We start from the raw sequence: 19,928 nt of genomic DNA on the forward strand, positions 1-19,928 counted from the left end.
AGGTACTATCAACCAGTCGTCCGGCAGCAACACGGCTACGGTGTCTAACATCCCCGCCGGAGTGCAGACCTTCACCGTCGTCGCCAGCGATGCCACCAGCCCCACCGCCCAGACCATCAGCGGAACGGTGAGCGTGACGGTGACCCAGGCTCCACCGGCCAACACCGCTCCGGTGGCTACCAGCAATGCCAACCAAACGGCGACCGTTGGGCAGGCCTTCTCCTACACGGTCAACGCCTTCATCGATGCCGAAACACATAACGGCCTGACCTATACGGCCAGCATCAACCCCGCCAACGGACTGAGTTTCAATCCGGCTACGCGCGTCATTTCGGGTACGCCTTCGATGTCGGGGGTGAGCAGCGTGACCGTGACGGCCACCGATCCGGGGAACCTGTCGGCCACTACCAGCTTTACCATCACGGTGAGTCCGGCTGGCACGCCACCCCCAACGGCAACCTTCAGCATTACCGGGGTTACTACAGTAAGCTGTGAGAGCATCTCGGCCGGGCTGCGCCGGGTCACCTTCAACCCACGATACGCGGGTCTGAATGGAACACCAGTGAGCTTCTCGGTCGTCAATGAAATGCTGCCGACGACTAATCCGGGTCCCTACACCTTGAATCTGTATACCGACAATTCGGTGATTACCCTGAGTGCTACCCAGAGCGGGGCCAACACCCTGTTTGCCTACAACTGGCTCTCGGCCTGTAGCTCCTCGACGGGCAACACCCCGCCTACGGTAGCCAATCCCGTGCCGCCCCAGTCGGCCACGGTGGGCATCGGGTACACGCTTTCGCTGGCTAATGTGTTCACCGATGCCGAGACACCCAACAGCCTGGTGCTGTCGGTGACGGGCCTGCCTGCCGGTCTGAACTTTGTAGCCCCTTCGACCATCTCGGGCACGCCTTCGATGTCGGGTGTCTCGACCGTCACCGTCACGGCGACTGATCCGGGCAGTATGAGTGCCAGCACCAGCTTCACCATCACGGTGAATCCAGCGGCCGGTACACCCCCACCACCAACGGGTACCTTCAGTATCACGGGCGTGACGACAGTAAGTTGTGCAACCCTGTCGGTGGGACTGCGTCAGGTAACATTCAATCCTCGATACGCGGGTCTGAATGGTAGTCCGGTGAGCTTCTCGGTCGTCAACGAAATGGCGCCCACCACCAATCCAGGGCCTTACACGCTGAATCTGTATACCGACAATCCGGTTATCACCCTGAATGCGGTGCAGAGTGGGGTTTCCAACAGCTTTGCTTACAACTGGCTGGCGGCCTGTGGGGGTAGCAATCCACCCGCAAACACGCCACCAACGGTAGCTAATCCCGTGCCGCCCCAGTCGGCCACGGTGGGCGTTGGCTATACGCTGTCATTAGCGAACGTTTTCACCGATGCCGAGACGCCTAATCAGTTGACCCTGATGGTGAGTGGTCTGCCAGCGGGACTTAGTTTCACGGCCCCTTCGACCATCTCCGGTACACCTTCCACGAGTGGGGTAAGCACGGTGACGGTGACGGCCACTGATCCGGGCAGCATGAGTGCCAGCACCAGCTTCACCCTGACGGTCAACCCAGCCGGTGGTACTCCTCCGCCACCAACGGGTACCTTCAGTATCACGGGGGTGACGACAGTGAGTTGTCAGGTAATCTCGGCGGGCCAGCGCAGACTAACCTTCAGTCCCCGGTACGCGGGTCTGGATGGCAGTCCGGTGAGCTTCTCGGTGGTCAATGAGCTGTTGCCGACGACCAATCCGGGTCCCTACAGTCTGGACCTGTACACGGACAATCCGGTCATCAACTTACGGGCGGTGCAGAGCGGGGTAAGCACCAGTTTCAGCTATGGCTGGCTGGCCGCCTGCAATGCAAGTGCCCGAATCGCAACGGAGCCAATGCCCACTCTTCAGGTGCGGCTACTGGGTAACCCCGTAGTGGGTAAAACTGTCAGGGTGGAGGTTCAGGGAGCGGAGAGCCAAACGGTATGGTTACGGGTGCAGGATTTATCCGGCGGACTGGTCGACGAACAGGTGATCAGGAAAGCAGCCTCAACGGAAACGGTAGAGTTGTCACTGGGTACTCAGGGTGGAGTTTACCTGTTGCATGTTGGTAATGGCAACCAGCAACGCACGCTTAAAGTAATCAAGCCTTAAACCAGCTTATGTGGAATGAAAGAAAGCCCTGTTACCTCCTTTCCAGGAGGTAACAGGGCTTTCTTTATTAAAATAAAATCAGGCTGATATTAATAAAGTCCGATACCAGTCCAGAATGGCAAAGAATCATCCTGAGATAACCCCCTGATTACGTTCGTTTCCTAACTTGCGTACCCTGCTAACCACTAGCGGGGATATCAGCCACTAATCCGGCAATTATTTCATTATGGCCCTCAATCAACAATTCGCGGACCGTTATCCGAATGTCTTTTTCCTGGAAGAACGCGCAAGCCCTGCATTACAACAGCTACTGAAAACTCATGGGTGGATACACCCGGATGAGTCGATTCTGTCCGTGCAAAAACCGGGTGAGGGGAATATGAATGTGGTGGTTCGGGTCCGTACGGATCGCCAGACGTTTATCCTTAAACAGGCCCGCCCCTGGGTGCAGAAATACCCGCAGGTGCCCGCCCCAATGGAGCGTATCAGCGTGGAAGCGAGTTTTTACCAATGGATTGACCGCACTGCCGCACTCCGTGCGTTTGTTCCGAAACGAATTGGGTATGACGCGGCTAATTTTCTGCTGGCTCTGGAAGACCTCGGCAACGGGGCTGATTTCAGTTTCCTTTACCAACCCCATCAGATACTTCCGGCAACTGACAGGGCATCGCTGGTGCAGTTCCTATCAGTTCTGCACACTACCCAGCCTACCGGCAACCCGTCGGATTTTCCGGATAACCGGGCTATGCGATTGCTTAACCACGAACACCTGTTCAATTTCCCCTTTCGGACGGACACCGGGTTTGACCTCGACTCAATACAACCAGGTTTGGAAGCTCTTTCGCTATCCTACCGGAATCACGCGGCCTTGAAAAAGAAAATTACCGAGTTAGGCGATGTGTATCTGCAACCGGGCCCGGTACTTATTCATGGTGATTACTACCCTGGTAGCTGGCTGAGTGTTGCATCCGGCACGAAGGTAATAGATCCGGAGTTTGGCTTTTTCGGGCGACCCGAATTCGACCTTGGTGTGATGCTGGCCCACATGAAACTGGCCCGGCAAAGTGAACTTGTTCAGCAACAGGTACTGGACAAATACCAGATGCCCGCCGGATTCGATTCCACCTTATTGCGCGGTTTTATCGGTACCGAGATGCTCCGGCGACTACTGGGGCTGGCTCAACTGCCCCTCCCCCTCGATTTGACACAGAAAAAAGTGTTGCTGGAGGAAGCCACCGTATTTGTGCTGGAAACAGTGTGATTACCGTGAATCCACCATTGACTCTAGTCCCCTACGGGACTAGACAGCGTAGCGTCGCCGGGCCGCTACTGCGGCAGATAGCCAATGATAGGTTTGCGCTATTCCTCTCGTTCACAAAAAGAGACGAGCAGCGATTTTCAGGGCAATGGCCCCAAACGAATTGGCAACGGATGTTTGGCGTAGCCCCATAAACGGCGTAACTTGTCGTACGTCAATTGCATGTTTATGGCTCCCTTTCATTTGCTTTTATTACTCTCTGTCCTGATCGCTCCCGACTCAGTGCCAGCCACAAAAATAAATGGGGTTAATTTCGTGGCCCCGGTGAAGGCTGTTCCCGCATCCTGTATGACGCCGGTTAAGGACTTAAATGCGGGCTGGGTAGCCCTGAACCCCTACGCTTTTGTCAAAAAAGGACAGCCAGAAGTTACCTTCAATCACAATGGACACTGGTGGGGTGAGCGCCCCGAAGGTATCCGCACCTGCATTCAGCACGCGCATCAGCAGGGGTTGAAGGTAATGGTTAAACCCCACGTCTGGGTAGCCGGGCAGGGTTGGGCGGGCGACTTTACCCTGGATAATGAAGCCGACTGGCAACGTTGGGAAACAACCTACACGCAGTATGTACTCACCCTCGCCGACCTGGCGAAAGAGACCAATGCCGATATGTTCTGTGTTGGTACGGAATTCCGGCAGGTGACCAAACAACGACCTGCTTTCTGGAAGGGACTCATTCAGCAGGTACGCGCTCATTACGGTGGTCCGCTTACGTATGCGGCCAACTGGGACGAGTACGAACGCATTACTTTCTGGCCCCTGCTCGATTACATTGGCGTGGATGCTTACTTCCCGCTGTCGGAAAGCGACACGCCCGGAATAGCGGAACTGATGGTAGCCTGGAAAAAACCCGCCAAACGACTACAGGCTTTCTCGCTGAAGCACCGGAAGGCGGTTCTGTTCACCGAGTACGGATACCGCAGTGTGGACCGCACGGCGGGCAAGCAATGGGAACTGCCGGATAGCTGGAACCAAAAAGCACCGGTCAACCTGGTGGCTCAGCAGAATGCCTACGCGGCCCTATTCCGGACCTTTTGGCCGCAACCCTGGTTTGCAGGTGGCTTTTTGTGGAAATGGTACGAGGATAATGAGAAAGCAGGCGGCACGCAGAATGATGATTACACCCCCCAGCGCAAACCGGCTGAAGTACTCATCCGGCAGCAATACGGGCAGTGAGGGTAGCCACACCAACCGGCTCATCGATACGTTGATATGGCACACCAACAACGTCGCCGAGATTCATAATACGCTCCGGCAAGGGCTGGCCATTACCTTGGTCCGGTAAAACCGACCGGCACGGATAGCCATTGTACCCCTCAAAATCAAAACAATTCCCATCTACTTCTCTGGTTCTTCAGAGTAAAGACTACTAACTATTTTTTTACGTGGCCTGGTATCATACTTTTTTTCACGGATTGCCCCAATTAGCCTGGAAAGCGGCTCAAACGGAGGAACAAACACAACTCGATCTCGAATTACTGGTCGACACCCTGGATTTTGGTCCCGGCGACCGGCTACTCGACGTATTTTGCGGGTATGGCCGTCATGCCATACCGCTGGCCCGGATGGGGGCGCGCGTAACGGGCGTAGACATAGCGACTGATTATATTACTGAATTACAACGAATTGCTACCACTAAAAAATTACCGATAGTGGCGGTATCGGATGACTTTCTGACCATGCCTGAAGAAGACCTGGGTGCTGTCGCGTCCTTTGATGCAGCGTACTGCCTGGGTAATAGTTTTAGTTTCTTTGACCGTCCCGTTATGCTCGCCTTTTTGACGCGTATCGCCACGCGACTTAAACCCGGCGGCCGATTTCTGGCCCATTCCGAAATGGTAGCCGAGTCGGTACTCCCCGACTACCAGGCCCGAAACTGGCTCGCTGTACCAGTGCCGGATGGTGAACCCATCCTGCTTCTGGTCGAGAATGATTACTCACCTCTGGAGAGCCGAATCGATTCACAGTTAACCTACGTAAAAGCCGGAGCGGTGCAGACCCGACTGGCACAACATTACATATACACCCTGGCAGAATTGAGGCAATTGTTTTCAGAAGCAGGGCTGTCACTTATTGACTGCTACGGTACCGTTCAGGGTGAGCCTTATGCACTTGGCGACGAAGCCGCCTGGCTGCTGGCCGAGCGAAGTTAACGTTGCTAAAAGCGGGCGTCATCAATGTAGCTGGGTACCTTGGTAGGAACGGAAGGGTTTTGTGTAAAGAGCATTTATTGTGTATTATTCTTTATTTTTTTAAGAAATTATCTACCAAATCGGGAAAATATCAATTAAATATGTAATTTCCACTCAATTTAACACCGTTAACTAAGTTTACTAACCTAACGTCTATGGAAACTATTGAGCGTAAGCCGCGAAACCGTGAGCAAATCCGCTCCGGCATCTTGAAGACAGCCAAATCCATTGCCCGGCAGGAAGGATGGCAAGCCGTTTCAATTCGTAAAATAGCTGACGCGATTGAATACAGCGCCCCCATCGTTTATGAATACTTCGACAGTAAAGATGTTTTACTGGACGAGATTAGAAGTGAAGGATTTCGCCATTTATATCAGGAATACGACCGTATTATAAACCTGTACCGTGACCCCGAAAAACGCCTGTATGAAATTTCGCTGGTGCAATGGGAATTTGCCCGTCAGCAGCCGGAAATCTATCAGGTCATGTATAATCTGGGTGGTGCGCTGTGTACAATGCCTATTTATGAGTCGGAGTCAATGCAAGCTGTTAGCCGCATCGTTTGCAAAACAATTTTCTCCTTTATTCCCAAAGCGGAAGATAGTATCAAGCGTCTGTATTTTCAGTGGTGGTCCATATCGCACGGCATGATTATGCTGGCTATGCTACTGAAAGATGAGCAACCATTCGATCAGTCGGAACAGATCTACCGCGAATCGATGCGCCGGTTCGTTCGTGACCTCCGGTAGTTAAGCGAATGGCGAAACGCTATTCAACGTTGTTTGGATTTTTATCCAGCTTACTGATGTGAGTTGCTGTTATCGGAGCTACCGGGATGCTCGGTTGGCTTGCCGCTCATGCGCTTATCGAAGCATCGTACGTCGTTCGTGTCGTTGCCTGCACCGTACACTGAATTAACCCGCCTGCTCTTTCCAGAAAACGAAATTGTGCCAGACGCTCTACCCATCAAGGATAGTTTATTGACGGCGGTTAATGCATAGGAAGGGTTTTTACTCTTCCACCAGCTACATCGTCTACGCTGTGCTGAATAATAAACGCCTTGGGATCTACGGCTATAATGATGCTACGTAAGCGACTGATTTCCAATCGGGTAATTAAAGTATAAAGTACATCGTCTGCATTTCGATGGCTACCCTGCTTACCGTATCCCCCCTGTCCTTTCAGCACCGTAACGCCCCAGCCCTGCTCAATAATACGCTCCTGGATTAGCTGATTTTTGGACGAAACGATCAGGATAGCGGTGTACTCCTCAATACCGTGAATGATAAAATCCACCGTTTTAGAGGCCGCAAAGTAGGTTATCATGGAATAGAGCGCCGGATTGGTACCCAGAAAAAAAGCGGCTGCCCCGAATATAAGCACGTTGAGTATCAAAATAATATCACTGACTTTAAGCGCGGGGCTACGCCGGCTGATTAGCAGAGCGGCAATTTCGGTACCATCGAGCACCGCTCCTCCCCGTATGGCCAATCCAATACCGGCTCCGATGAAGAATCCCCCAAAAACAGCCGTCAACAACAAATCGGGCGTAACATCGGGGTAAGGAATAACGGCCAGACTAGTTGAAAGACCTGCGATAGCCAATACACTTTTGAAGGCAAATGGCCGACCGAAACGCCGGTAGCCCAGGCCAATGAATGGCAGGTTGATAACCAGTAGCCAGATGGGAAGGGGAACATTAAAAAGGGAGGCCAGCAACATAGAGATACCGGTGACGCCACCGTCAATAAAATGGCTCGACATCAGAAAACCTTTGATACCCATGCCTGCACTGAGTACGCCGGCAATGATAAAAACGGCATCTTTAGTCAGGGAGGCAGCGGTCGTCGGTTGTGTCATACAATAACGTTGTGAGATAGGTTCGTAACCAGTAAGGGGTAGAAGGCAATAGTGTTAACACTGTCGCCTTCTACCCCTTACTGAGCGTTAGTCAATAGAGCCCTTCTATGGACAGGTAACGTTCACCCGTGTCGTAGCAGAATGTGAGGATGCGGCTACCCGGGGCCAGTTCAGGCAATTTTTTATGGATAGCTGCCAGCGATGCGCCCGACGAAATACCAACAAAAGTCCCCTCTTCCCGGGCCGACCGCCGGGCCATTTCAAAGGCTTCATCCTTGCTGACCTGAATGCTGCCGTCCAGCACATCGGTATGCAGGTTTAGGGGTATAAAACCCGCACCAATGCCCTGAATGGGGTGGGGTCCCGGTGCGCCACCGCCAATTACGGGTGACAGTTCCGGCTCCACAGCGTACACTTTCAGGCCCGGGAAATGCTGTTTCAACACCTGCCCTACCCCGGTTATGTGTCCACCCGTACCAACACCCGTAATCAGTACGTCGAAACCATCGGGAAAATCGGCCAGGATTTCGGCGGCAGTCGTTTGAACGTGAACGTCGATGTTTGCCTGGTTTTCAAACTGTTGCGGCATCCAGGCATCCGGTGTCTGGGCAACCAGTTCCTGGGCCCGTTCAATGGCTCCTTTCATTCCTTTTTCGCGGGGTGTCAGGTCAAATTCAGCCCCGTAAGCGGCCATAATCTTACGCCGTTCAACGCTCATGGATTCAGGCATGACCAGAATGATTTTGTAACCCTTTACGGCGGCCACCATCGCCAGGCCAATACCGGTATTGCCCGATGTTGGTTCAATAATGGTGCTGTTGGTATTGAGAAGGCCTTTTGCTTCGGCATCCTCAATCATGGATAGTGCAATACGGTCTTTGATACTGGCACCAGGGTTAGCCCGCTCCAGCTTCGTCCAGACTTCATAGCCGGGAAATAACCGATTGATGCGTACGTGGGGTGTTCGCCCAATGGTTTCGAGAATGGAAGAAGCTTTCATGATGGAAAAGGAGTAAACGGTGACAATACGTTAGTTGTACGGTATGTTTACAACTGACAGGTTTTGTAGTTCAGATAACAAAATTAATGGGCTCTACTGATTCCAGCGACCGTAACCGGACATCCGTCTGGTGCTGATTGAATACGAGCGAATGCGCTTCCACACTACTGGTAAGCCAGACGTTACCCCCAATAACGGAGTCGTGCCCAACCACCGTGTGCCCCCCCAGAATGGTAGCGTTAGCATAAATGACCACGTTGTTTTCAATGGTTGGATGCCGTTTTTTCTGAGCCATCGACTTCGCTACGTGCGTGGCGCCCAGCGTTACGCCCTGATAAATTTTGACGTTATTACCAATAACGGTTGTTTCGCCGATAACGACTCCCGTGCCGTGATCGATAAAAAACGACTGGCCAATCTGCGCGCCCGGATGAATGTCGATTCCCGTTTGCCCGTGCGCGTATTCGGTTAACATGCGGGGCAAGAGCGGCACGTTTTGTTTCAATAGCTCGTGGGCAATCCGGTAAACAGCGATGGCGTAAAAACCGGGATATACCGCTACGACCTCCTCTATCCCAACAGCCGCCGGGTCATTGTCGGCAATGGCGTGCGCATCGAACAATAACCCATCATAAATGGCGGGTAGCTGGTCAAAGAAGCGTTCGGAGATTAGCTCCGGGCTGTTGGCCAGATTTTTTTCCAGTGGGTACAGCAGGCAAACCAGTTGTTCGTGCAGGTTTTGATAGGTCTCCTCTACGTGCTGCGATATGGATCGGCAATCCTGCGTAACCGGGAATAGCAGGCGCATCAACTGGTCGATAAACCGTCCGGCATCGGGCCTTGACGGTAATTTATAACGGTACTGCGACCGCTGGGTCTGGAGATGGTCAAGAAATGTGTTGGTTGCCGAAGTCATATGTTGGGAGGTAAGCAGGTTCAGTCGTTTGGTTTTTATGACCTACGTAGTGGAATCTATACCCCATTACGTAGAAACACTACACTAAAATCCAGTTCGTTTACTAGGTAGCAGGGTGCGAAAAAACGATGTTTCTATGATTTTGGAACAAAATGCAGGCCGCAAAGTTCGCGCGACATAATTGGAATCTCATTTGCAGGATAAACTATAGTAAACATATGAAACAAATACTCATGTTTGGTAAAACATTGATTACCTTTTTATTTTCACTGATGGCGACGTCGGGCCTTTCTTGGTTCATTGCCTCTGCCTGTCAGTCAAAAAATCAGACCGATGGTATCACCATTGACTCTACCGGCAATGGCACAGGCCCTCTTGCGGCAGCCGTTGTCAATGCCTACCCAAAATTAACGTTCACCTCACCCGTGGAGTACACATTTGCTAAAGATGGTACCAACCGGGTGTTCGTCATCGAGCAGGAAGGGAAAATACGGGTATTCGAGAATGATGCCAATGTTCCTTCAGCAGGAACTTACCTGGATATTCGGTCAAAGGTTGCGTCGGGTGGAGAAATGGGCTTGCTGGGGCTGGCCTTCCATCCCGATTTTAAAAAGAACGGCTTTTTTTACGTGAACTACACGAAGAGCAACCCACGCGAAACCATCGTCAGCCGGTTCAAGGCTTCATCGGCTACTGCATCAGAAGTCGATCCTGGTTCGGAGGTTATTCTTTTCCGGTTTGAGCAGCCCTACGGCAATCATAATGGAGGTAAGGTTTTGTTTGGACAGGATGGCTACCTGTACGTATCGACGGGTGATGGCGGCAGCGGGGGCGATCCGCAAAACCACGCGCAGAACCGGAGTAGCTGGTTGGGTAAAATCCTGCGTGTAGATGTCAACAGTACTGAAAAAGGCCAGTATGGCATTCCGGGTGACAATCCTTTTAAGGGCAACACCAATGGCTATCGGGAAGAAATTTTTGCGTACGGTTTACGAAACCCCTGGCGTGTCAGTTTTGATAGTAAAGGTCAGCTGTGGGTGGGAGACGTAGGGCAGAATGCCATTGAAGAAGTAGATATCGTTACTAAAGGAGGAAACTTCGGCTGGCGGGTTAAGGAGGGCAATGCAGATTATAATGCCAAAGACAACAATGTAAATTTGGCTAACGTGGTCGCCCCTATCTGGCAATATACCCACGACAATGGTAACATTTCTATTACGGGAGGCCATGTTTATGAGGGTACAGCGAACCCGGCTCTAACCGGAAAGTACATTTATGCCGATTATGCCAGTGGTCGAGTCTGGGCCTTAACACCAAACGGAACCAAAGCGGCTTCCAACCAGGAGATTATTTCCCGGGCGGGGAATATTTCGGCTTTTGGCGTGGATCAGAAAAATGAACTCTACCTCTGCGATTACGCATCGGGGCACATTCTGAAACTGACGGGTAAATAATGGGGAACAGTTGAGAATTTTCAGCAGGAAGGGGTCGGTAATCGTACCGACTCTTTTCTGTTTACCCAACAGGGTAACACCTATACTTAATCAATAGGAATAATGCGTAAACCATTGTTTGACCGATAGTTAGGAAAAGTACATTATTTTTTTATTTCAACGATCTAAATGAATACATTTACCTAAAACTTCTCCTTATCTTAACCATATAACGATGTTACTCTCCCTAAATCCCTCAACAGATCAGTTCAGAAAGTTCATCAACGATCTGCCTTACAGCGTCATGCTTTCTTTCCCCATTAAAGATAAGGAAGGAGAAATCATTGATTTTGAGCTCAAACTATTCAACCCATGTGCTAAAAAAGAATTAACGGGTTTACAATTCTGGCACCCTGGTGCAACCATATGGGAGATATTTCAGGAAGAGGCCACCAACGGCTTGTTTACACTTTACAAGAAGGTGTTGGACAGCAACAAAACCCACAGAAGTGAGGACTACTCTCCCATCACAAAATTGCGACACTATAACGCCCTACGGTCTTTCCATGGTGGTGTATTAGCCATTAGAAAGCTTAATGAAGCGAGTGAAGAAAGGGGGACTATGGTGAAAGATTTTGATATGAAGCTAGCCCAGTACAGAGCAGCCGTATTTGAGCAGTACAGACTTTACCTGTAGAAGGCTGCTCTGAGTTACTTTTCTTTCAGCAACCGCAACAGCACTCCGTTTGTCCAGCCGAAGCCATCCTGCGTAGGGTATTCACCCCCTTTGGCCGCTGTGGTACTAATTACATCGTATTTCTCGACCATCTTGCCAGAGGATTTGTACACGCGCAGATTCTCGGTAACCCAGGCAGTTTTAATCTGATCGGCCAGTTTCGTCAGTTTATAATTACGCAGTCCCCGGATACTCATCCACTGCAACGGTGCCCAGCCATTAGGCGCGTCCCATTGCTCGCCCGTTCGTACCAGCGTAGTGGTTAAACCGCCGGGTTTCAGGAAGTCACGCTGTATGACCCGCGCTACCGCCTGCGCCTGCGATGCCGTAGCGATGGTGAAAAAGAGCGGATAGACAGCCGCCAGCGAATATACCGCCGATTGTTTTTTGGCCACAAAGTCGTAATCGAAGAAGAATTGACGTTTCCCATCCCAGCAGTATTTCAGTAGCGCACTACGCCGTTGCCGGGCTAGCTGCAAATACCGCTGTGCCTGTTTCGGGTCTCCTTTCAGGTGGTAGCCTTCGGACAGCGTTTGCTCCAGATTGACAAGCAAGGCATTCAGATCGACAGGTATAAAATCGGTCGTATGAATAGTACGGAGTGTTTTACCATCACGGAACCACCGGCTGCTATAATCCCAGCCCGATTCGGCCCCGGCCCGTAAGTGGCGATACAGTATCTTGTCCGTGTCGGGTTTACCGGACCCCATTTGCCGGGCCAGCCCTACATCTTCTTTATACGATTCGGGGCGGGGCGTGTCCCGGTCATCATAGTAGCGGTTCAGGAGAACGCCGTCGGGCAAGCGTACCAGTCGCCGGTAGGCAGGGTTCTGAGTAGTTACCTTCGTCTTTCCATCCATCCAAAAATCGTACTCCTGCTGCAACTGAGGCAGATAGGTCAGCAGCGTCTGGCGGCCCTCTATCTCCCTCAGGAGGTTGACCATCAGGGAGAAAAACGGCGGCTGCGACCGACCCAGAAAATACGTCCGGTTTCCGTTCGGGATAAAGCCCAAGGTTTTGATCAGATACGCAAAATTAGTGACCATGTTCCTGATTTTGCTCCCCTGCCCCGATGCCTGTAAACCCAGCATGGTAAAGTAGCTATCCCAGTAGTAAATCTCACCAAACCGGCCACCGGGCACCACATACGGATTAGGCAATGGAATCAGCGAACCAATGGGGTTACCCGCTTTTTGGGCGGGACGGGTAAGCACAGGCCACAGGTCCATAATGTGTTGCTGGGCGGTCTGGCTGGCTTTGCTGGTGTAGCCTGATGCGGGTTTTATGGGCAGGATAAAATTATCCAGTACGAATGACTTCAGATTGAACCCCTCCTGCAGCCGGGCTTTATCGTATTTGGTCAGGATAACAGCCGCCGGAAACTTCGGGGTACAGTCGGCAAAGGTTTTCGAGTCGGGGAATACCGATGTCAACTGGACATCGGCGAACAGCTTTCCGAACAGGATGTCGGGTCCAGCCCACTTCTCATTCGGGGTAGCAACGGTAGCCACAGGAGTAACGGGCAGCTGCGCACGGGCCACCAGGAAACACAAGACGAGCAGTGGCGTCAATAGAAATCGATTTTTTACCTGTATCATGTATGTACGCAATGAGTAGAACGGGGGATTAATATACACCGAATCCGGATTGGGTATTAATTCCCGGTGCTTTCTCTGACAAATTTCCTAGCCATTTAGGGCGTGGGGAGGTTCCCTACGCGCTCATCCTGCTCACCGGATGGCGACAACGAGTGGTATGGAGTAGGCAGCGTAATCCAGAACGTAGTTCCCTGACCCACTTCCGACTCTACGTTAATATGTCCCTGATGCAGTTCGATGATGCGTCTGGTTAATGCCAGGCCAATGCCATGCCCATTGATTGTCATGGTAGAATCGGATCGGTAAAAAGGCTCAAAAATATGCGGTAAGTCATCGTCAGGAATCCCGTAGCCGTGGTCACTGAACGCTAGTTGTATCCGGCCCCGTTCAAACAACAGCTGCACCGCCACTCGCCCGTCAATGGAATATTTGCATCCATTCTCCATCAGGTTTTGGAACGCGGTTTGTAATAGGGATGCTTCGCCCAGAATGACCAGCTCTTCTTCCTGCGTTGGCAAATTCGCGAAGTCTATCGTGATTTGGTAGGCGGGTTTGGCGTTGAGTATATGGCCCTGCGCCTGCCACAGTAGTTCGTCGATTCGTACAGGCTGGTATCGGGAGGTTACCGCGTCAGAGTTTACCTGAGCCAGTTCCAATAATCCATTGGCAAGCCGGATCATGTTTTTCACTTCGTCGAGCAGTCCATCAAACGCCAGTTCGTACTCTTCAGGCGTTCGTCTCTGCAACCGCGTAACTTCAATTTGCCCCATCATAACGGTCAGGGGCGTACGCAACTCGTGCGACGCGTGTGAAACAAAGCTTTTTTGCAGTACAAACGCTTCTTCGAGCCGGTTCAGCAACTTATTGAACGTTTTGCCTAAATCGGCCAGCTCATCGCGCTGTCGGCCTACCTGTAAGCGTTGATGAATGTTGGTGACCGAAATGGCGTTTACCTGCGTACTCAACTCGGCAATGGGCCTGAGCGCATCCGTAGCAAACAGGTAACCGGCAATTCCTACAATGAACATACTCATGACCCAGCCAAACAGTAGTATCTCCCGAAGCCGATCTAGTTTAGTGAATCCATACTGGTCATTCGCCGAAGCAACAACCAGCAGGGTCTTCTTATTCCTGTGCGAGTTTACGTATTGATATCCTACCGCTTCGACATCACCAATCCGAATATAAGGCGAGGATTTTGACGATATTTTTGCCAGGAAACTGGCAGGTACCGGAAAACTAGCCTGCTGGTTATTCTGCCTGTAAAGGACTGTTCCAAGACTATCGTAAATGGTTACCTGCTGGTTAACCATCGACACTGATTGCAAATCCCTCTGAGGCACATCGCCCATATCGTCGCGCAGGCGAACCGTTGTGGATGCTCTCTCCTCAAGCCGCTGGCGAAACTCCTGCTCCCGAAACTGGCCGTATAGATAATAAACCGATACGCAGAACAGCAGCATAATCGACGATACCAGCAATACAAACAGGAGGGTCAGACGCGTGCGAATGTTCATGGCCTAACTGGTTATTGAGTAATACCCCGCTACAAACTCTACCAACGTGCGCTGTTCTGCCCCGTTTGAAGCAGATCAGCGCACGTATTTCCCTTATTTAATGTACAACCATTTGTTGTACAACGCCTTTTGCGCGGGGGTTTGATTTGGCAGTGGCTCCAGCCGGTAACTTACCAGGGGGTTTTGTGTAAGCGTAACGGGAATTTCACGCAGGAAACCCGCCCGATTCACAATAACGTTAATGGTTTCGCCTACCCGCCGGCCACTAATGAGTTTGAGCAGGTCGTCCGTTACGCGAACACTATCTACAGAAATAATTTCGTCGCCCACGTTCAGCCCGCTTGTGTACGCTGCCGACCCTCGCCGAACCCCCGTAACGGTGGCTTTACCGTTTGAGTAAACCGTAGCCGTACCCAGAAAACCGTCCTGCGTCCGGGCTGCTACATTGACCAGTTGCATACCTACCGGCTCAAAGTACGTGTTGTAGTTGATGGGTTCGGAAGAATTAATGCCAACGGCAAAGAAATCATCCAGTTTGCGACCGGCAGTTTGCTCGGCTGCCTGCCTGAACTCGGCATCGGTAAACCCACGCTGCTGCTTTTTGTAGTACTCGGTGTACAGGAAGCGCATCAAGTTGTCCATACTGCGCTCCCCATTACTACCCGCCAGAATAGCCAGGTTCAGTAACGAACCCAGTACGCTTCCTTTGCTGTAGTACGAAATGGTGCTGTTCGACGAGTTTTCGTTGGGCCGGTACCCCTTAATCCAGGCATCCCAGCTTGACTCTGCCACCGACTGCACCCGTACCCCTGGCTGGTTTTCGATGCCCGTGATGGCATTGGCTACTAAGCCGAGGTAGTCCGTTGGCGAATAAAAGCCCGCCCTCATCTGAATGTACTCCCCATAAAACGAGGTGCATCCTTCCGATAACCACAGCATGTGCGTGTAGTTCTCGTTCTCATAATCGAAGGGGCCCAGCGCGATGGGACGAATGCGTTTCACATTCCAGAGATGGAAGTATTCATGGGCCACCAGACCGAAAAATCGCTTGTAATTTGTTTCCGTCGAATAAGCATTCCGGTTCGTTTCGAGCGTGGTCGAGTTAAGGTGTTCCAGCCCGCCCCCACCCGGCGGAATATGCTGCACAATAAAGGTGTAGTCTTTGCAGGGATGCTCACCTACTACAGAAAAAGCCGTTTCGCATATCCGCTTATAATCGGCTTTTAGGCGTTCTTCCTCATACTCCACATCGCCGTACATAGCCACCGTGTGCGGAACGCCCGCAGCCGTAAACGTAAAGGTTTTATGATTGCCAATCTCCAGGGGCGAATCGATTAGTATATCCAGATTGGGAGCCTCGTAGGTAAACTCCTGCCCGGCAACGGGGGCTAGTCCGGTAGCTACTTTTTTCCAGGTTTTGTATGGCTGCACCACCAGCCGCAATGGAATGTCTTTCAGAGCCTCGTGGTACATAAACGTACCAGCGGGTGTTACGTAGCCGTGGTCAGCATCTACAAAACAGGTCCGCACGGTGAGGTCGTTGGCGTAAACCCGGTACCGAACCGTCAGGTTATCATCGCCCGTATAAACGCGCCAGGTATTTTTGCTGACTTTGTCGCTCACGACTGACTTACCCCCGGCGGAAGCCGTAAACCCCTCCACATTTTTAGCGTATTCCCGAATCAGGTATGAACCCGGTGTCCAGACCGGCATTTTAATATCAATGTAGCCGTTTTTTTTCGAACCAGTGGCGGCAGCCACATTTTTCAACTGCATCTCCACCTCGAAATAATGCGTTTGTGGCTCAGGCATGGAAAGCACGTAGATCACCGCTGGCGAAGCAGCCGGGGGATTTTCGTCATCAACGCCCAAACCGGAAGCCATTGCGGAACAGGAAATAAAAAAAGTCCAGATAGTAAGTAAATACAGCAGGCAGGCGTTTTTTTTCATACGGAAACAGGAATACCTTCGTTTTTTGTCCAGAATTGACCTGATATTTGTCAATTTAAGAGCGAAACTACAACGCAAACGTTTCAGAAGGAAGTTTCAGGCAGCAGTTTACGAAAGGGTTTATACACCGTAAACCAGGCACCAAAAACACAACACTACTTTATGCCCTATTTAACTGCCCACCAGAGGCTACGAATACCAAGGACCCGGAATCTACTCTTTTTAACGATTAGCCTTCTGGCCACCCTGTCGGCATCCGCTCAGCGAACCCAGAGCTATGCCGAACCCGACTACCATTACCGAAACGGGCTTGAGCTGTTCGAGAAAGCCAATTACGCGGCTTCCCGGTACGAGTTCCGGCAGTACCTGGAACCACGCCGGGGCGACGGCTCCCAAACGTTACTGAACACCGGCGACCAGAATGCCGTTGAAGCCGAATATTACGTGGCCCTGACCAGCCTGTACATCGACGAACCCGGTGCCGAACTGTTGGTAGACCGGTTCGTAACAAACCACAGCCAGCACCCCAAAGCGGCCCAGTTATACGGCGATTTGGGTACCTATTACTACAATCGGCAGGACTACGCCAAAGCCATTGATTTTCTGGAAAAAGCCGTGGGGCAGGGCGGTAGCGCCAGCCAGCAGATTGCCTATAAATACCAACTGGCTCTTTCGTACTATAACACCCAGAATTTACAGCGGGCCTTGCCCCTGCTGAACGAAGTCAAACTCGACCCCAGCTCGACCGATGCACCGGCAGCCTCATATTATGCCGGGGTAATCAATTTCCGTAACCAGAACTTTACCGATGCCGTGGGCGATTTCCGGCGGATTGAAAACAACCCAACGTATCAGAATCAGGTGCCAAACTGGATTGCCCAGGCACTCTATCGCCAGCGCAAGTATGATGAGCTACTGGCGTATACGGTACCGCTCCTTAAGCGAAACAGCAGTTCGGCCATGAGCGAAGTAGCCTTGTATACTGCCGAGGTCTATTATCAGCAAAATCAGTTTGCCCAAGCAATACCTTTTTATAAGCAATACATCAGTGCGGCAGGGGCCAAAGCACCGGGGGCCATCAAGTTTCGCTACGGGCAGTCCCTGTTCAGGACCGGGGCGTATGCCGATGCCATCACGCAACTCCGGCCCGTAGCGGGCGGGAAGGATACCACGGCCCAATATGCCTCATATACGCTGGGGGTTAGCTACCTGCAAACCCAGAATCCGGCCTACGCCATGAACGCCTTTGACCAGGCCGGGCGGCTGTCGTTTAACCGGGATATTCAGGAGGAAGCGCGTTTCAACCACGCCAAACTACAACTGGACCAGAATAACGGAACCGATGCGGTTAAAGAGTTAACGGCCTTTCTGAAGCAGTATCCAACCAGCAAGTTTGAGAACGAAGCCAATGAGCTGGTTAGTGAAGCCTATTTTGCGTCGAACAACTATCCGGCCGCCATCGCTTACATCGAGGGGCTGAAACGCCGGACCCCTAAAATCAACGCCACCTATCAGCGACTAACCTATAATCAGGGCGTGAACGATTTCAACGCCGAACGGTATCAGCAGGCAGTGGCTAATCTGGATAAATCATTAAAATTTCCGGTTGATAATGACCTACAGCAAGCCGCCCAGTTCTGGAAAGCCGAATCCTATTCGGCGGGGAAACAGTACGATACGGCCATTCCCCTCTACGCCAGCGTGGCCAAATCCGGTTCGGGCGAATACCCTATCCGGAGTTTATATGCCCTGGGATACGCCTATTTCAACAAGAAAGATTACACCCGCGCCCTTCCCTACTTCCGCGACTTTGTAAGCAAGAGTCCTCCTGATAAAGAGCAACTACAGGATGCAACCCTCCGACTGGCCGATGTCTATTTTGCCAACAAGCAGTACGAAAATGCCATTCGGTATTACGACCAGGCCATTGCTCAGAATGCCGCGGATAAAGATTATGCCGCCTACCAGAAAGCGGTCATTCTAAGTTATGTCGGTCGGGATGCCGAAGCAAAAGCCCAGTTCGATCAGGTACAGCGTCAGTTCCCCAATTCGCGCTTTGTGGATGAGGCCCTGTTGCAGAAAGCCAATGTGGATTTCGAGAAAGGGGCGTATCAGGTTGCCATTCAGGAATATACGAAACTGATTCAGGACAAACCCAACAGTACCCGCCTGCCAGCCGCCCTGCTGAGACGGGCTATTGCCTATGGTAACCTCCAGCAGTACGACCCAGCCGTGGCCGACTACAAACGGATTCTGGACAACTACGGCGAGTCGGAGCAGGCACAGAGTGCGCTGCTGGGTATACAAAACACCCTGAACGATGCCGGTCGGCCGGAAGAGTTCTCGCAGGTGCTGGGCCAGTACAAAAAGAGCAATCCGGGCAGCACGGATGTGGAGCGGGTGCAGTTCGAGAATGCCCGAAACATTTACGCCACCGCCAAGTACGACCAGGCCATTCAGTCATTGCTGACGTTCATGCAGGAGTACCCAAACAGCCCCAGCACAAACGCAGCCCGTTACTACCTGGCGGAATCCTACCGGCAAACCAGCGACGTAGCCAATGCGCTCCGTTACTATAATATGGTGGTAGCGGACAACAAATCCGAATACCTGGTTCGGGCCGCTACACGGGCGGCCGAGCTGGAAACAAGTCAGAAAAATTTCCCCCGCGCCGTTCGGAACTACCAGCTGATTATTGGGCAGGCCGAAAACAAGGCCGAGCAGATAACGGCACAACTCGGCCTGATGGATACGTACTTCGCCTATCCGAAACCGGACTCCGCAGCCGCCGTTGCCCGCGATATTATTTCGGCGGGCAGCGTAGTGCTGGGTGCGCAGAACCGGGCACAGTTGATGCTCGGAAAAGTGGCCCTGAACAAAGGCGACTATAAGACAGCCCAGGCTGATTTCGAAAAAACGATTGCCCTGGCCAAAGACATCAACGGAGCCGAAGCGCAGTACCGGCTCGGCGAGATTCTGTACAAGGAGAAGAAGTATAAAGAGTCCATTGCTGCGATGCTGAAATTTAATGAACAGTTCGGCGAATATGAGTACTGGAAAGGCAAGGCTTTTATTCTGGTATCCGACAATAACGTGGCGCTGGACGAACCAACCCAGGCCAAAGCCGTGCTAAACTCAATTATCGAAAACTCATCCGACGAAACCATTGTAGCCGAAGCCAAACAGAAACTGGCCACGCTGGAAGCTAAATAATAAATGATGAATGATGACTTATTGGATGAACAGGTATCCCCTGCTT

The 19,928-nt window shown here is 51.8% G+C and carries 14 protein-coding genes; 8 read left to right on the forward strand and 6 right to left on the reverse strand.

The genetic code is table 11. The annotated features are described in order from the left end of the window. From B156_RS0121330 to B156_RS0121350, 5 genes are all read left to right on the forward strand, one after another. The coding region (locus tag B156_RS0121330; protein WP_018621818.1) for a putative Ig domain-containing protein at positions 1–2,152 on the forward strand (2,152 nt) is incomplete at its 5' end. A 226-nt stretch (positions 2,153–2,378) separates the two neighbouring features. Then, positions 2,379–3,413, forward strand: coding sequence for a phosphotransferase (locus tag B156_RS0121335; protein ID WP_018621819.1), 1,035 nt, complete (start codon positions 2,379–2,381; stop codon positions 3,411–3,413). Between the two features lie 225 nt (positions 3,414–3,638). Next, complete coding sequence (locus B156_RS0121340; RefSeq protein ID WP_157627128.1) at positions 3,639–4,643, forward strand: glycoside hydrolase family 113; 1,005 nt, start codon at positions 3,639–3,641, stop codon at positions 4,641–4,643. Between the two features lie 209 nt (positions 4,644–4,852). Continuing rightward, positions 4,853–5,620, forward strand: a complete 768-nt coding sequence (locus B156_RS0121345) for a class I SAM-dependent methyltransferase (protein ID WP_018621821.1) — start codon at positions 4,853–4,855, stop codon at positions 5,618–5,620. 194 nt (positions 5,621–5,814) lie between these two features. Next, on the forward strand, positions 5,815–6,408 hold the full coding sequence (locus B156_RS0121350; RefSeq protein ID WP_018621822.1) for a TetR/AcrR family transcriptional regulator: 594 nt from the start codon (positions 5,815–5,817) through the stop codon (positions 6,406–6,408). 241 nt (positions 6,409–6,649) lie between these two features. Here B156_RS0121350 and B156_RS0121355 read toward each other — a convergent pair whose 3' ends face one another. From B156_RS0121355 to B156_RS0121365, 3 genes are all read right to left on the reverse strand, one after another. Further along, positions 6,650–7,519, reverse strand: a complete 870-nt coding sequence (locus B156_RS0121355; protein WP_018621823.1) for a YitT family protein — start codon at positions 7,517–7,519, stop codon at positions 6,650–6,652. A gap of 91 nt (positions 7,520–7,610) precedes the next feature. Beyond that, positions 7,611–8,519: a cysteine synthase A gene (gene cysK, locus B156_RS0121360; protein WP_018621824.1), complete on the reverse strand. Its 909-nt coding sequence runs from the start codon at positions 8,517–8,519 to the stop codon at positions 7,611–7,613. A 70-nt stretch (positions 8,520–8,589) separates the two neighbouring features. Further along, a complete protein-coding gene (locus B156_RS0121365; RefSeq protein WP_018621825.1) occupies positions 8,590–9,435 on the reverse strand; it encodes a serine O-acetyltransferase in 846 nt (281 codons plus the stop codon). A 218-nt stretch (positions 9,436–9,653) separates the two neighbouring features. Between B156_RS0121365 and B156_RS0121370 the strand changes: the two genes are divergently transcribed. Together B156_RS0121370 and B156_RS0121375 are read left to right on the forward strand one after the other, a co-directional pair. Further along, entirely contained in the window at positions 9,654–10,889 is a 1,236-nt protein-coding gene (locus tag B156_RS0121370) for a PQQ-dependent sugar dehydrogenase (protein WP_018621826.1), read from the forward strand. 214 nt (positions 10,890–11,103) lie between these two features. Next, a complete protein-coding gene (locus B156_RS0121375) occupies positions 11,104–11,565 on the forward strand; it encodes a hypothetical protein (RefSeq protein WP_018621827.1) in 462 nt (153 codons plus the stop codon). 14 nt (positions 11,566–11,579) lie between these two features. Here the strand turns inward: B156_RS0121375 and treF are convergent, their stop codons facing one another. The 3 genes from treF to B156_RS0121390 form a co-directional block, all read right to left on the reverse strand. Further along, a complete protein-coding gene (gene treF / locus B156_RS0121380; protein ID WP_018621828.1) occupies positions 11,580–13,202 on the reverse strand; it encodes an alpha,alpha-trehalase TreF in 1,623 nt (540 codons plus the stop codon). Positions 13,203–13,297: 95 nt separating this feature from the next. After that, positions 13,298–14,719 carry a sensor histidine kinase gene (locus B156_RS0121385; protein ID WP_018621829.1) on the reverse strand — a complete coding sequence of 474 codons (1,422 nt, stop codon included), beginning with the start codon at positions 14,717–14,719 and terminating at the stop codon, positions 13,298–13,300. A gap of 93 nt (positions 14,720–14,812) precedes the next feature. After that, complete coding sequence (locus B156_RS0121390; protein ID WP_018621830.1) at positions 14,813–16,669, reverse strand: M61 family metallopeptidase; 1,857 nt, start codon at positions 16,667–16,669, stop codon at positions 14,813–14,815. Between the two features lie 162 nt (positions 16,670–16,831). Here B156_RS0121390 and B156_RS0121395 point away from each other — a divergent pair, with 162 nt between their 5' ends. Continuing rightward, positions 16,832–19,882 carry a tetratricopeptide repeat protein gene (locus B156_RS0121395; RefSeq protein ID WP_018621831.1) on the forward strand — a complete coding sequence of 1,017 codons (3,051 nt, stop codon included), beginning with the start codon at positions 16,832–16,834 and terminating at the stop codon, positions 19,880–19,882. Positions 19,883–19,928: the final 46 nt, after the last annotated feature.

Source organism: Spirosoma luteum DSM 19990 (assembly GCF_000374065.1).
GTDB lineage: Bacteria > Bacteroidota > Bacteroidia > Cytophagales > Spirosomataceae > Spirosoma > Spirosoma luteum.